12 protein-coding genes and 1 pseudogene are annotated in these 13,783 nt (G+C 70.7%); 9 read left to right on the top strand and 4 right to left on the bottom strand.

Translation table 11 applies throughout. The features are described from left to right. Nucleotides 1-127 precede the first annotated feature (127 nt). The 9 genes from ACFVWY_RS04595 (at nt 128) to ACFVWY_RS04555 (ending at nt 10,367) form a co-directional block, all read left to right on the top strand. The gene (locus tag ACFVWY_RS04595) at nt 128-403 is read left to right on the top strand and encodes a hypothetical protein (RefSeq protein ID WP_389867267.1); all 276 of its coding nucleotides are present in this window, start codon (nt 128-130) and stop codon (nt 401-403) included. A 169-nt stretch (nt 404-572) separates the two neighbouring features. Then, on the top strand, nt 573-1,040 hold the full coding sequence (locus ACFVWY_RS04590) for a hypothetical protein (RefSeq protein ID WP_389867266.1): 468 nt from the start codon (nt 573-575) through the stop codon (nt 1,038-1,040). Beyond that, the gene (locus ACFVWY_RS04585; protein WP_389867732.1) at nt 1,010-2,428 is read left to right on the top strand and encodes a hypothetical protein; all 1,419 of its coding nucleotides are present in this window, start codon (nt 1,010-1,012) and stop codon (nt 2,426-2,428) included. The genes ACFVWY_RS04590 and ACFVWY_RS04585 overlap by 31 nt, the downstream gene beginning before the upstream one ends. Further along, a complete protein-coding gene (locus ACFVWY_RS04580) occupies nt 2,425-3,903 on the top strand; it encodes a VWA domain-containing protein (protein ID WP_389867264.1) in 1,479 nt (492 codons plus the stop codon). The genes ACFVWY_RS04585 and ACFVWY_RS04580 overlap by 4 nt, the downstream gene beginning before the upstream one ends. A 12-nt stretch (nt 3,904-3,915) precedes the next feature. Next, complete coding sequence (locus tag ACFVWY_RS04575) at nt 3,916-5,028, top strand: AAA family ATPase (RefSeq protein WP_124721926.1); 1,113 nt, start codon at nt 3,916-3,918, stop codon at nt 5,026-5,028. Further along, nucleotides 5,025-7,826 (top strand): DUF5682 family protein, encoded by a 2,802-nt coding sequence (locus tag ACFVWY_RS04570; protein WP_389867262.1) that lies wholly within the window; start codon nt 5,025-5,027, stop codon nt 7,824-7,826. Before ACFVWY_RS04575 ends, ACFVWY_RS04570 begins: the two co-directional genes overlap by 4 nt. A gap of 134 nt (nt 7,827-7,960) precedes the next feature. Beyond that, nucleotides 7,961-8,518, top strand: coding sequence for a GNAT family N-acetyltransferase (locus ACFVWY_RS04565; protein ID WP_389867260.1), 558 nt, complete (start codon nt 7,961-7,963; stop codon nt 8,516-8,518). A gap of 76 nt (nt 8,519-8,594) precedes the next feature. Further along, nucleotides 8,595-9,404, top strand: a complete 810-nt coding sequence (locus ACFVWY_RS04560) for an aminoglycoside N(3)-acetyltransferase (RefSeq protein ID WP_389867259.1) — start codon at nt 8,595-8,597, stop codon at nt 9,402-9,404. 186 nt (nt 9,405-9,590) lie between these two features. Beyond that, nucleotides 9,591-10,367: a VOC family protein gene (locus tag ACFVWY_RS04555; protein ID WP_389867257.1), complete on the top strand. Its 777-nt coding sequence runs from the start codon at nt 9,591-9,593 to the stop codon at nt 10,365-10,367. 145 nt (nt 10,368-10,512) lie between these two features. Here ACFVWY_RS04555 and ACFVWY_RS04550 read toward each other — a convergent pair. The 4 genes and pseudogenes from ACFVWY_RS04550 to ACFVWY_RS04535 form a co-directional block, all read right to left on the bottom strand. After that, nucleotides 10,513-10,941, bottom strand: a pseudogene (locus tag ACFVWY_RS04550) (MarR family winged helix-turn-helix transcriptional regulator); the annotation flags it as partial. Between the two features lie 265 nt (nt 10,942-11,206). After that, nucleotides 11,207-12,271 (bottom strand): hypothetical protein, encoded by a 1,065-nt coding sequence (locus ACFVWY_RS04545; RefSeq protein ID WP_389867255.1) that lies wholly within the window; start codon nt 12,269-12,271, stop codon nt 11,207-11,209. Nucleotides 12,272-12,882: 611 nt separating this feature from the next. Next, entirely contained in the window at nt 12,883-13,122 is a 240-nt protein-coding gene (locus ACFVWY_RS04540; RefSeq protein ID WP_389867253.1) for a 4Fe-4S cluster-binding domain-containing protein, read from the bottom strand. Nucleotides 13,123-13,634: 512 nt separating this feature from the next. Beyond that, nucleotides 13,635-13,775, bottom strand: coding sequence for a hypothetical protein (locus ACFVWY_RS04535; protein ID WP_389867252.1), 141 nt, complete (start codon nt 13,773-13,775; stop codon nt 13,635-13,637). Nucleotides 13,776-13,783: the final 8 nt, after the last annotated feature.

Here is a 13,783-nt window from a genome sequence, read left to right as displayed (position 1 = left end):
TGCGCGCTGCCACGGGACGTCCGAAGAATGGGAAGCGCGTTCCAGTGGTGAACATGGCAATCCGATCGGGTGATGGGCGGGGCCCTGGACGCGGCGCCGCGTCCACGCGCGGCTATCCCTGCTGCTTGTGATCGAGAACCTGCTGCGCACCGCCACGGCGGTAGCCCTCAGCGCCCTGCCCCTGACGATGGCGAGCCCGGCGCTCGCCTCGGACGACCCCCTCACGGCACAGCTGATCCCGTGCGCGTCCGTCGTGGCGCCCGCCGGACACGTCTGCGTGCCGTCGCCGAAACAGTGCGTCACGACGCCGTGTCCCCAGTACGACCTCATCGCCCTTCCGCTCTCCCCGCCGCCGCTGGGCGGCGCGGGCCCGGCGCGGGAGGGGGTGGGGCACTCCTTCTGACCTCTGCCCGGGAGCGGCCTTCCGCGGCGCCCGCACACGTCCGCCGGACCGATTGTCAGTGGTCGCGGATAAGTTCGGTCGTGTCCCGCCGATGTGGCGCGGAAGTCGCCCCGGTGCACAGAGGAGTGGTGTGTTGTCAGACTGGGAGAGGTCCAGCACGGTACGGGTGATGGCACCCGCACGAGCCCGCAAGCTGGCCAAAGTCCCGTTCGTCGAGCTGGCCGACGGACGTCTTCAGGGTGTGGTGTCCAGCGGCTCGGACATCGGGCGGGTCTACGTGTCGTCGGTTGCCGTCGGCACCTACGCCTTCGCGTGCAGCACCAACAACAACCGTCCCTGCGGCGGCGCCCGCGGTTCGTTCTGCAACCACATCCTGGCCCTGATCGGCGAGGCGGTGCTCCAGTACGGCGCCGAGCGCGTCACCCGCTATCTGCGCGTGGAGACCGCGGACGGGGAGTCAGGCGCGAGCGCCCTCGCCACCGCCATGCGCAACACCCGGCCCCCGCAGGGCGACACCAAGGCCGCCGCCCCGGTGTTCAGCCGGTTCCTGCGCCACCTCGCCTATCTGGAGTTCACCCCAGACACCGCTCCCGTGCCGGAGATGCACTGGTTCCCGACGACCAGGGCGGTGGCGTGATGCGCGCCGATCTCCTCGCTGAGGGTATCGCCGGGCTCGACGAAGCCCTCGCCGCGGTCGACGCCTTCGACCGGGCACTCGTCGCCGGGCTGCTGCGACCGCAGGCCGCCCAGACCGCCGGTCTGACCGCGCTCGCCCACGCGGTCGCGGGCAGCCCGCTCGGCGCACGGGCCGCCGAGGCGGCCGGGAAGGCGGCGGGCGGAGCCGCGCATGAGGACGACTTCGTCGCCCTGGCCGCAGCCCGCACCGCGCTTCTCGGTTCCGTGCATGACGCGCTGATGGCCCGGACCGCGGAGGCGACCGGACGGAGCCGCGGTGAGGAGCCCGTACCGCCGCCCGGTGGGCAGCAGTCGGCCAACCTGCTGGCCGCCGCCCGCTCCTGGCTGTCGGACCTGGCCCGGTCGGGGTGGCAGGGCATCGACCACGACCTGGTCGCCGGAGCGGCACCGGTCGTCTCCGCCATGCTCCCGGAGCCCGCGCTGCGCCGCCCGGCGATGCTCCTCGACGGGTTCGCCGCCGAACTGGCCGCGTCCTGTCCGGGCGCCACCCTGGAACGGATACCGGTGCGCCGCTGGGCCGACCTGTGGTCGCGGGCCCTGCTGCTGACGCTGCCCGGTGCCGCGCAGGCGCCCGTGACCGGCGCGGTCACCGGCCGCCTGCTGCCCCTCGGCGTCGATCTGCAGGAGCACCCGACCGCCGTACAGGCCCAGGTCCACGCGGTGTTCGAGCCCGCGGACGGCGGGACACCCCGGCTGGTACGTGCCGGAGCGGCGGTGCCGAAGCCCGACACGGTCGTAGGGGCGGGGCTCTGGCAGTTGCTCCGCCCGCGTCTCTCGCTGCTGGCCGCCCTCGGCGAAGGCCACTGCGTGGAGCTCACCGGCATGCCGGTCACCGCCGAGGGCGATCTGGTCTGGAGCGATGAGCACGCCCGCCGGGGCGAGCCCGCCGACGCCTTCGCCACCGCACGGGTCGCCTTGCCCACCGCCACGGACGCGGTCACCGCGCCCCTGGACCGGCACCCGTCGCGCATCGCCGTCCCGGTGTTCCTGGAGGGCTACACCACCACCGAGGACGATGGCACGCTGACCTTCGGCCTGCCCGGCTGTGCGCTCGCCGTCGACACTGATCGCCTTCCGGCTGCCGGTCCCCTCACTCCCGGGGCGGTCGCGGCGTCCGGAGCCTGTATCGGACTGCTCCGCTGGGATGCCGGGGCGTATCGCGTCCAGCCCCTGGCGGTCGAGACGACCGTCCGGAAGAAGGCCGTCGCGCTGCACGCCGGAGGATGGGCCGGGGGCACGACGGACAAGGCCGGTGCGAAGGCGGAGAAGGCCGCCACCGACGCCGTCACCGTCCTGCGGGAGCGGGCGGGGAAGCTGTTGCGGAAATGACCGAGCACACGACGGAACCAGCCGTCGAGACCACGGCCCCGCAGCCTCCGGTCCCGGAGGCGGACCCCCAGGACAACCGGCGTCAGGTGCTCTACTGGCGCCTCCTCGCCCGCCTCTTCGACCAGGAGGAGCAGGCCGCACTGGAGTCGGCCAGCCTTGCCGTTGTCGAGGACATCGGCCTGCCGACCACACTTCTGGACCCCCAGGCGTCCGTCGATTCGATCGTGCAGCGCCACCCGGGGCTGGCCGCGGAGTTCGACGGCCTGATGGCACCCGCCCCCGACGCGGGCACCGGCGGCGACGACGGCGGCGGCGACGAGGAAGCGCGTGACCGGGCCGCCGAGGTGCGGCGGGCGGCCCTGGTGTCGAAGGTGCTGCTCAACGTCTTCGCCTCCGGCACGGGCAAGGTCACCGCCGGTCAGCTGGCGCGCTGGCAGTCCGACGCGGGCTGGCTGGAGCGTGCGCTCGGCTGCATGCCCGGAGACCTGCGCGGCGGCCGGACCGGCGGACGCGCGGCGGGGCACGGCGCCAGCCCGGCCGGCACCGGAGGCCGGGGCGCCACCCCCGACCTCAGCCGGCTGATCCCGGCCATCGGACCGGAACTGGGCAGTATCGAGGCCGACCTCGTCAAGAGGATGCGCCTGCGCGAGGTGCTCGCCGATCCCGCCCTCGCCGCACAGCTCACCCCGAGCATGTCGCTGATCGAGCAGTTGCTGCGCGACAAGAACAACCTCTCCGGTGTGGCCCTGGCCAACGCCAAGGCCCTGATCCGCCGCTTCGTCGACGAGGTCGCCGAGGTGCTGCGCACCCAGGTGGAGAAGGCCACAGTCGGTGCTCTGGACCGCTCGGTCCCGCCCAAGCGGGTCTTCCGCAACCTCGACCTCGACCGCACGATCTGGAAGAACCTCACCAACTGGAGCCCGGAGGAGGAGCGACTCTACGTCGACCGCCTCTTCTACCGGCATACGGTCCGCAAGACGACACCCCAGCGGCTGATCGTCGTCGTGGACCAGTCCGGCTCGATGGTCGACTCCATGGTCAACTGCACCATCCTGGCGTCGATCTTCGCCGGGCTGCCCAAGGTGGACGTCCACCTGATCGCCTACGACACACAGGCGCTCGACCTCACACCCTGGGTGCACGACCCCTTCGAGACCCTGCTGCGCACCAACCTCGGGGGCGGTACCGACGGCACGGTCGCCATGGCACTGGCCCAGCCGAAGATCGCCGAGCCCCGCAACACCGTCGTGGTGTGGATCTCCGACTTCTACGAATGGCAGACCGAGCCGCTCTTCGAGAGCATGGCCGCCATCCACCGCTCGGGTGCCAAGTTCATCCCCGTCGGCTCGGTCACCAGTTCCGGCCGCGGCAGTGTCAACCCGTGGTTCCGCGAACGCTTCAAAGACCTCGGCACGCCGGTCCTCTCCGGCCACATCCGCAAGCTCGTCCACGAGCTCAAGACCTTCCTCGCCTAGAAAGGCCCTGTCATGTCCGACCTGTTGCGCGCCCCCGCCGAGATCAAGTACGCCGAGGAACTGGAGTGGCTGGAGTCCATCGACGACAACCCCAAGCCGTTCTCCTGGCGGCTGTCGCCGAAGATGGTGCGTCTGTTCATCCTGGGATCCGAGCGCTCCGACGGCCTGGACCGGGAGATCTCCCAGAAGTGGTACGGCGACCGCAGTTTCGTCGAGCGTTCCATCGTCACTCTGGCCTCGGACCGGGGACTGCTGCTCATAGGTGACCCGGGCACCGGCAAGAGCTGGCTGGCCGAACTGCTGTCCGCCGCGATCTGCCGCAATTCCACACTGGTCGTGCAGGGGACGGCCGGCACCACCGAGGACCACATCAAGTACTCCTGGAACGTGTCGATGGTCATCGCCAAGGGCCAGTCCCGGGAGTCGATGATCCCCTCGCCGATCATGACCGCGATGGAGTCCGGTGCCATCGGCCGTTTCGAGGAGCTGACCCGCTCCACCAGCGACGTGCAGGACGCGCTGATCTCGATCCTGTCCGAGAAGTACATCTCGGTGCCCGAGCTGGACAGCGACAGCATCGTCTTCGCCAAGCCCGGATTCTCCGTCATCGCCACCGCGAACAGCCGCGACCGGGGCGTCAACGACCTGTCCTCGGCGCTCAAGCGCCGGTTCAACTTCGTCCGCATCCCGGTGGTGACGAACAAGAAGAGCGAGGTGGAGATCGTCCGCTTCCGCACCGAGGAACTGCTGCGCCGCCACCAGATCGAACTGGAGGTGCCGCCGACACTCCTCGACGTACTGCTGCAGAGCTTCGCCGACCTGCGGGCCTCGGCGGCCGCGGCCGGCAGCGACGACGAGAAGCTGGAGTCCGCGCTGTCCACCGCGGAGCAGATCGGCGTGCTGGAGGACGCGGTGCTGCACAGCAACTTCTTCGGCGACCGCGCCCTGACCGCCCGCACCCTGGCCTCCTCGCTCGTCGGCTCGCTGGCCCGGCGCGAGCCCGAGGACCTGGCCATCCTCAACAAGTACCTGCACGGCGTCGTCGAGCCGCGCAGCAAGGAGGAAGGCGGCTCCTGGCCGGAGTTCCTGGAGGGCGGCCGCGACGCGATCGCCACCCTGTCATGAGCGGCACGCAGGAAGGGACCTTCGCGTCCCTGCGCACACAGCTCCAGGAGGCGGCGGCGGCGTTCGCCGACGGGCCCGGCGCCCTGGAGGGAATCCTCCTCGGCATCGTCGACGACGTCGACCACGCGGTCGGCGAGCCGCTGGAGATCTTCCCGGTCTGCCACCACTCGCCCGCCTCGGCGATCGCGATGGCCCGCCGCCTGCGGGAGAAGCAGCCCAAGGTCGTCTACCTGGAGCTGTGCGAGGACATGGCGCCGCTCCTGACCGAGCTGCGCAACTGCAAGCTGCCGGTGGCGGTCCAGTCCTTCGCGACCGAGATCGACGGCTTCCCCGCCGAGTGGTCCCCGCTGTCGGTCGTCGCACCGATCACCGAGGCCTCCGCCGAATACCAGGCGATCGCCTACGCGCTGGACACCCCCGGCGTCGAGCTCGTGCTCGTCGACCGCTCCTCGGACCACGTCTTCCAGTGGGACGCGCGCGGCGCGCACACGGACGGACCCGCGGACCCGGACGCACCACCCGCCGAGGAGGAGGCCGCGCTGCACGGCGACGCCGTGGGCGTGGAGATCGGCGACCTGCGCCCCCGCTTCGCCGAACTGGAGGAGCACCTGCTGCGCCACGGCAAGGTGCGGCACTGGTCGGAGTGGTGGCACCAGTACGTCGAGCTTCCGCTCGGCGACAGCGACCACGACACCTACCGCCAGGTCATGCTCCTGATCGGCAGCCTCTTCCGGCGGCTGGCTCCCGGTGATCCGCACCGGGTCCGGGTGGACGAGGACCGCGAGCGCCACATGTGGATCCGGATGCGCGAGCACCTCGCGACGAGCGGCGCCGACCCCGCGGACTGCCTCTATGTCTGCGGCGCCTTCCACGCGGTCAGCCGCGTCGAGGAGTTCGGCGTCGACGGTTCCGGCACCTTCGAGATCGGTCCGCCCACCGCCACGGTCTGGCAGCACGGCCTGATCCCGTCCAGCCACGCGGCGATCGAGGCCCAGTTCGGCCTCGCCGCCGGTTCGGTGTCGATCGCCGCCACCGTGTGGGCGAAGAACGTCAAACGCAGCCGGGTGGAGCCGTTCGGCCTGGTGGGACAGGCCGGAACGAAGAAGTCGCGGGCCAGGAAGACCCGGCCCGCACCGGCCCCGGTCCCGGGCCCGCCGCCTTCGGACAAGCTGACCGGCTTCCTTCAGCAGCCTCCCGCCCTGGACCGGCTGGACGAGGCCGAACTGCTCGGCTGGTCGGTGGAGATCGTGCGCGCCGCACGGCGCAACGGCTATCTCGCCTCCACCGCCGACGCCATCGCGGTCTTCGAGACGTCGATCCTGCTGGCCGGAATGCGCGACCGGGCCAGACCCACGCCGTACGACTTCCAGGACGCGGCGGTCACCTGCATCGAGAAGGACTCCGTGCCCGGCCGCCGCGACGTCCGGCGCCTGGTGGAGATCATGATGGGCGGCGACCGGGTCGGCCAGGTCGGCTACGACGCGCTGCCGCCCCTGGCCCGTGACGTCCACGACCGGCTGGCACCCCTCGGCCTGAAGCTCCAGCAGAGCGGGGTGCGGCGCGCGCTGCTGGACATCGCCTCCCAGCCGGAGCTGGAACGCTGCTCCGACGTGCTGTGGATGCTGCGGTACCTGATGCCGCAGGGTGCCGCCCGCCCGATCATGGGTGAGCGCAAGCTGGGGGAGCGGCCGATCCAGGAATCGTGGGACCTCGCCCTCGGTACGTACCAGCGCGCGCTCATCGAGCTCGGCTACGAGGGCGTCAGTATCGAGCAGGTGCTGGAGCAGCGGCTGCGCCGGACCGCGTACGACCGGCGTGCCACCACGGCGACCGTCCTGGAAACCGTCGAGGACGCGACGCTGTACCTGCGCAGCCGCCGGCTCGCCGACGAGCTGGGCACGCACGCCCTGGAGGTGCTGTCCGCCGAGCGCAGCGTCGACGGCGCGCCGGAGGTGCTGCGCCGGGTGCGGCGGATGCTGGCGTACTACCGCACCAGCGAACCGGTGCTGCCGCCGTGGATCGAGTCCTTCGTCAAGACCGGTTACGCCCACTACTGCACGCTGCTGCCGACGGCGTTCACCGACGAGGACGCCACGGTCCGCCACGTGGCGGCCATGCTGGGCTTCCTGTTCAGCATGGAGAGCCTGGCGCTCTCCCTGGGATGCGACCGGACCCAGCTGGAGCTGGCGGTGGGCCAGTCACACCCCGAGGAGTCATCGAAGACGGCGCTGCTGTGGGCGGCGCAGGTCCAGCTCGGCGGTCTCTCCCGCGCGCAACTGCGCGCACGGTGCGACGCGTTGCTGGACAACCCCCTGGTGGTGGCCGCCTACCCGCGCTACCTCAGCGGCTTCGTCCACGCGCTGGACCCCGTCCCGGGGCTCACCGACTTCGTCGTGGAGGCCGTGTCGAACGCCTTCGGTCGGCTGCCGGATCCGGTGCTCCTGCCCTGGCTGCCGACGCTGATCACCACCTTGCGGTCGGGCGGCTCGGAGCTGGCCCCGTTGCTGATCCGGGAGGCCGGGCGGACCTTCCCCGGACGGCTGGACGCACTGGACGCATGGGTGCCGCCGTGGCGGGCCCTGCCGGAGCCGCCCTCAGCACGCCCGGCGGACGGCGCGCGGGGCGGACCGGGATGTGCCCTGCTCGTCGCGCATCCCGGGACGTGCGACGCGGTCGCGGTGCTGCTCGGCTGCGAGGAGGGCTGGGAGGCGCCGGACGCAGGTCCGTCCGGCGTGGAGCTGCTCGGCCGCCATCCCGACACCGCACGGGCACTGGAGAGGCTGCTGGACATCGCGTGACGTCATCAGGGAGCCGGGCCACGGACGACGGCCCCGGGGCTCGGCCCGTATCGGTGAAGCACCAGGTCATGGCCCCGAGAAGGCACACATTGCATGCCTGGACGCCGAATCCGGCCGCGTGATTCGATGACCCGATGACATCGCTCTGGACAGGGAAGCGGATACGTCTGCGCGGCATCGAACCAGATGACTGGACCGTCTTCATGCGCTTGGCCGAGGAAGAGGCGGGGATGGGTGATCTGCCCCGCCCGCCGCGTTCGGCCGAGCACCATCGCGCCCGGACGAGGCAACAGGCCGCCGCCCCGTCCGACGGAGACTGCTTCCAGCTGGCGATCGAAGCGGTGGAGACGGGGGAGATGGTCGGGGCCATCGGCTCGTTCCACGCCGACCCGCGATCAGGACGGTTCGAGTACGGGGTCACCATCGGGGCTGGACACCGAAGGTGCGGCTACGCGGCGGAAGCCGTACGGCTCCTGCTGCGCCACATGTTCGAGGAGCGGCGGTTTCGCAAGTGCCAGGCGCGGATCCTCGCGTACAACACGGCGTCACTGTCCCTGCACCGTCGGCTCGGCTTCGTCGAGGAGGGCAGGCTCCGCGAGCATGTGTTTGTCGCCGGGCGGTACCAGGATCTCGTGCTCATGAGCACGTTTGCCGAGGAGTTCGCCCGGCCGCGCCTCCCGGACGGATGCTGAGCCGCGACGGCTCCGCGCCGGGCAGGCATCGAAAACCCGTGGTCACGGCGAACGAACGACCGGATAATGCTTGCCCATGTCCACCAAGCCTGGATCCACTCCGCTGTGCACGCGTGAATCGCTCGCCGCCGATCTCCGCGCGATCGGACTGCGGTCCGGTGAGACCGTGCTGGTGCACTCCTCGCTGAGTTCGCTCGGCTGGGTCTGCGGCGGCCCCGTGGCCGTCGTCATGGCCCTGCTCGACGTCCTCGGCGAGGACGGCACCCTGGTGGTGCCGGCCCACTCCGCTGACAACTCCGATCCGGCGCACTGGTCGAACCCGCCCGTGCCCGAGGAGTGGTGGGACCGGATCCGCGCTTCGACCCCGGCCTTCGACCCCCGGACCACACGCACCCTCGGTGTCGGAGTCATCCCGGAAACCGTACGGAACTGGCCCGGCGCGCTCCGTAGCTCTCACCCGCAGACCTCCTTCGCGGCCGTGGGCCCACGCGCCGCCGCGATCGTGGACTCGCACGCGCCCGACTGCCGCCTCGGCGAGCGCAGCCCGCTCGCCCGGCTGGAGGAGGGCGCGGCACGGGTCCTGCTGCTCGGTACCGGATTCGACTCGTGCACTGCCTTCCACCTGGCCGAATGCCGCATTGCCGCACCGCTGACGGACAACTCCTTCGCCATCGTGACGCCACACGGCCGTCAGTGGGTCACCGTGCGCGACACCGTGATCTCCTCGGAACGGTTCGACGAGCTGGGCGCGGCCTACGAGAAGGAACGCCCCGTGCTGCGCGGCGCCGTGGGCGGCGCGCAGGCGCGGCTGTTCGACCTGGCCGACGCCGTCGCCTACGCCGAGAGCTGGCTGCCCGTACACCGGCCGGAGGCCGACGGAATCTGATCGCCACGGCACCGGCGGTCCACGCCCAGAGACGGCATCGCCGCTGGTGAAGGGCGCCTCGGCGCATCGCGGCGCGGGATCGGGCGCAGGGGCGAGGGCGCCGGGGTGCGGGTGTGCGGCCCGGGGTACACGGTGGGAGCACGACCCCGTCCCGGCTGTGGCGATGGGAAGCCGAAGGAGCAGCGCATGTCGGCCCTCGGAAGGATCAGGCCCGTGAACGGCGCGCCCTGCTGGGTGAGCCTGATCGTGCATGATCTGCGCGCGGCCCAGGGCTTCTACACGGACGTCATGGGCTGGGAGTTCGTCGGCAGCGTGCTCGGCGACAACTTCTCCGTGGCGATGGCGCACGGCCGCCCCGTCGCCGGGCTCGGATCCTGTTCCCGAGGCGCCAGGCCGCCCGCCGTGTGGACCCCGTACTTCGCGGTGGACGACGCCGATGAGACCGCGGACCGGGTCAGGGAACGCGGCGCCACTCTCGCCGTGGGGCCGGTGAAACTGGGCGAGGGCCGGGCGGCGATCGCAGCCGACCGCGACGGCGCCATCTTCGGCTTCTGGGAGGGCACCGCCCTGACCTGGACGGTGGGGCGCGGCAGCGCCCCCGCCCGCCTGGACCTGCGGACCCGGCACGCTTTCGAGGCGGCCATCTTCTACGCGGAGGTCTTCGGCTGGGCCGAACGACCCGGCGGCTGCACGGTCGACTACGCGGAGGGCCACGTCCACATCAGGATCGAGGGGCATACGGTCGCCACCCTCCGCGGTGGCGGGGTCGGGGGCGCCGCCGACCCCGCGATCAGGCCCCGGTGGGTCGTCGGATTCCGTGTCGCGGACGGCGCGGGGACCGCGGCGGCCGCCGTCGAGGCGGGTGGCGCGTCGGCTGACGCTCCCGAGAGCGACGCGCTTTCAGCGGACGCCTATGTGATCCGTGACCCGGACGGAGCGCTCTTCACCGTCTGCGCCTCCTGAACGACGGTGTGTCCCTTCCCGAGTGGGCGCGTACAGAGGCTGAGCAGGCGTACGGGCTCGCGCGGGAATCCCCGCGCCGGAGCGTGGGGCCCGCGTCTGAGCGCGGGGCCCGCGCCTGTCCCCGTCCGGGCTCCGTCGTCCAGGGCAGATACCGCCATGCCGCGTTCAGCGCCTCCCGGAACGCGTCGGTCTCCACAGGACTCAGCCCGGTGGTCATCCGCTCCTCAAGGCGGCGGGCCGGTCCGGCGTACACGGAGAGCAGCCGCCGTCCCGGCTCCGCGAGCAGGATGAGGTGCTCGCGACGGCTGGAGGGGCTGGGCTCGCGGCGGATCAGGCCACGGCTCTCCAGGGTGCGGACCAGGTCGGCCATCGACTGGGCGATGACGAAGGAGTCCCGCGCGAGCCGCGCCGCGGAGATCCCGTCGTGCCGCTCCAGCACGGCGAGCGCGGTGTGCTGCAGCGCGGTGATCCCGACGGGTTTGAGCAGCTCGTCCAGGCGGGCGCGCACCGCCAGCTCCGTCTCCGGCAGCGTCCGCGAAGGGGTTCTCCCGGTCGAACGCGGAGAGAACCTCAAGGAATCTTCCGGCTGCCGTGCTCCGGGTTGTGCGCACGTGGTCGCTCTCGCCGACCGGCGTTGAGCACCCTTGATCGGAGCCATGCCATCTGCCGGACACCGAGGAGGCGCTGTGGACCGGGAGATCTCAGGTCTGACGCCGATGGCGGCACGGCCGGTACGGCCAGTACGGGACGAGCCGCCGGAGCACATCCGGCCCGTGCACGGACAGTCCGTACGTTCTGAGTGTCGGCCGTTCCGTCGCGAAGCGGCCGGAAAAGGCAGCTCAGCCAGCGCGCGCAGTCCACTCCGGCGGGGTCCACAACCGGGCCTTGGCGCTGCCGACCTGGATCAGCGTTCCGGTATGCGGATCCTGACGCGCCGGGCGGAACCCGTCGATCGCGAACACCTGCTGTCCGCTGGTGATGTCGATGCCCTGCAGACCGGCCTCGTCGGCGATCAGCAGATGCTCTCCGTCGGTGAAAAAGCCGAAATCGCCGACCGGCCAGCGGAACGTCGCGACCGCCTTGATCCATCGGACGCCCGGCGAGCGCACTTCGATCGAGGTGGGGTCGAGGACGTGGACGGTACCGCTGCCGGCATCGTCCCGGTCATACACCGCGATCCGCCCGTCGTCGATCCACACCACCGGCCAGTTCCACTCCGAGACCTCGGGATACACCGCATAGCTGGGCCCGTCCTCGGACTCGTACGGGTTGTCGTGGAGCCAGGAGGTCAGGCTCCACACCGCCGGAATCCCCCACGGCTGCCACACCCAACCGCCGTCGTAGATGCGAGTCCCGTCAGGGCTCAGCGACAGTGCGCCGTGGAAGTAGTCGAGGTCGTACTCCGTATCTTCCTCATCTCTATCCGGGCTCTCCCGCGCCGTAAGCACCTCGCCGGACGCGAGGTCGGTGACGTCCAACCGGTTCCAGTCAGTGCGATGGACGACAACCGGCCGGTCACCGTGCTCGGCGAACGCCAACGCGAACGGGACGGTTCCACAGCAGTAATCCCCGCCGTCCAACTTCATCGCTGGCGAACCGGTGGTCAGATCGACGACGGTGCCGTACCGGCCGCGGTCTTGAACCACCGCCGCCCAACGGCCACATCGAGACACATGGAGCCGCAGTCGAACGCCGTCACCGTATTCGGGCGCCAGCCTCTCCTCCCGATACCGGGCCACGTCCTGCACCTCGCCGGTCGTCGGCGTCCACCGCGCCAGCCGTCCGTCCTCGGACAGCACCAGCCACGCCGGCCCCGCGTCACCGAGGGCCGCTGGCAACGCTGCCACGTCCACGACCGGCCGCAGCGCGTCGGGAACTGCCACGTCCACCGTGATCGTCGCCATACTGATCCCCTCGCTGCGCCCGTATGACCCCCCCGCGGCAACGTGAACAGCGGGTGATACGGCACCGTACCGGCAAAGTCGGTGAGCGCCGCGATGCCGGTCACGGCGGTGAGATCAGCACGCATCTGGTCGATGCCGGGCTCATTCTCGCGCAGGTCCGCCTTGATGTCGTCCAGCGAGAAACCTGCCTCCGGTCGTCGTGACCGGACCAATCTCACCAAGCACGGCCCCGACAGACCCAGACGATCCAAACTGCTGACAAGCACACCCCGGATCCGCTATAGAGAACTACTTGTCACTGCGCCGTAGCTTCGAGAGGACAGGGCCGTGATGGGAAGATTCGGCCCAGGCCCAGGCCCAGGCCCGGGGAGCTGGGAGGCTTCTGGGCGGCGTTGGTGACCGTGACCGTCGCCTGGTCAGTCCCGGCGGGCTTCGCGAGAGTCCGGCTGATCGCTCCTACGGGAGTTTCGACCTGCTCATGGGGGAAGCGACGGCCCGCGCTGCCCAGGCACCACTGGCACGCGCGGCGGGGCGGCGCGGTGAGGTGAGGTGAGATGGCGGTACAGGTCCTGGGTGAGCTCCCGGGAGAGTTCGATCCTGTCCACCATGGCTCACAGCCGGTCGTCGGCCGAGCTGAGCAGCAGTCCGTTCGTGGCGAGGATGATCTTGTCGGTGACCGCTGATTCCCGGACCTCCCGGATGAGGTCGGTCAGTCCGGGGTGCAGTAGGGGCTCCCCGCCCAGGATCTTGACGTTCGCGCTCCGGTAGGACTTGGCCAGTCTCGTCAGGTCGCGGCCGACTGATCGGGTTCGGCGAACCAGGGAGGCACCACGGGCGAGTGGTGGCTGCATGAGCGGCAACGCAGATTGCAGTGCAGCACCGCGTTGACTTCAAGGCCCTTCGGGTTGTGGATCCGGTCGTCGATGACCTGGTACTGATCCATGTCTCACCTGGTTCCCTCGGCTGGAAATCCCTCGTGGTGAGCACGTCGACAGGGTGCCACTGTCCCGTGCGTTCTCGCGCCGTGCAGTGATATGACGGATTGCCTGTGAGCGGTCGTTCTCCGAAGCGGGGTCCTGCTGCCAGAGGCCTCGGGAGGTGGTGACCGCACCTGAACCGGGCGCTGGTACCCGCCGTTCCGGGCTCCGCGTACCGTCCGGGGCCGTGAGCTGGCCGCGCGTGGTGGGAGGGAGCCAACGGCACCACCCCAGAGGACTACAGGGACGCCGAACCCGGGATGGGGCCGGACCAGCCATGCCGAGGCTGGCCCGCGCGCGTGCTCCATGGTGCCGTGACGACGAGGTGCGTGATGACCTCGCGGTGCCCGGTTTGTCCTCTCCGGACATCATTCTGAAATGATCAATTATCCGCTCAAGGACACGTTCGGCGAGGGCGAGTTCATCTCGCTCGGCTCGCACCTCCTCAGCTGCTTGGCCGGCTGTTCCTCGACTTCGTCCAGCTCCGCCCGCCGCACGGTGATCCGTTTCAGCAGCTCGGGATCCATGTACCGGA

It is taken from the genome of Streptomyces sp. NPDC058195, from assembly GCF_042883525.1.
Lineage (GTDB): Bacteria > Actinomycetota > Actinomycetes > Streptomycetales > Streptomycetaceae > Streptomyces.
This window is presented reverse-complemented; position numbering and strand designations above follow the sequence as displayed.

Bases quoted from the DNA above. Each gene is read 5' to 3' on its own strand.
- ACFVWY_RS04565 (WP_389867260.1), top strand. From the start codon at position 7,961: ATGACATCGCTCTGGACAGGGAAGCGGATACGTCTGCGCGGCATCGAA.
- ACFVWY_RS04570 (WP_389867262.1), top strand. From the start codon at position 5,025: ATGAGCGGCACGCAGGAAGGGACCTTCGCGTCCCTGCGCACACAGCTC.
- ACFVWY_RS04590 (WP_389867266.1), top strand. From the start codon at position 573: ATGGCACCCGCACGAGCCCGCAAGCTGGCCAAAGTCCCGTTCGTCGAG.
- ACFVWY_RS04540 (WP_389867253.1), bottom strand. From the start codon at position 13,122: ATGCAGCCACCACTCGCCCGTGGTGCCTCCCTGGTTCGCCGAACCCGA.
- ACFVWY_RS04555 (WP_389867257.1), top strand. From the start codon at position 9,591: ATGTCGGCCCTCGGAAGGATCAGGCCCGTGAACGGCGCGCCCTGCTGG.
- ACFVWY_RS04575 (WP_124721926.1), top strand. From the start codon at position 3,916: ATGTCCGACCTGTTGCGCGCCCCCGCCGAGATCAAGTACGCCGAGGAA.
- ACFVWY_RS04580 (WP_389867264.1), top strand. From the start codon at position 2,425: ATGACCGAGCACACGACGGAACCAGCCGTCGAGACCACGGCCCCGCAG.
- ACFVWY_RS04560 (WP_389867259.1), top strand. From the start codon at position 8,595: ATGTCCACCAAGCCTGGATCCACTCCGCTGTGCACGCGTGAATCGCTC.
- ACFVWY_RS04535 (WP_389867252.1), bottom strand. From the start codon at position 13,775: ATGGATCCCGAGCTGCTGAAACGGATCACCGTGCGGCGGGCGGAGCTG.
- ACFVWY_RS04545 (WP_389867255.1), bottom strand. From the start codon at position 12,271: ATGGCGACGATCACGGTGGACGTGGCAGTTCCCGACGCGCTGCGGCCG.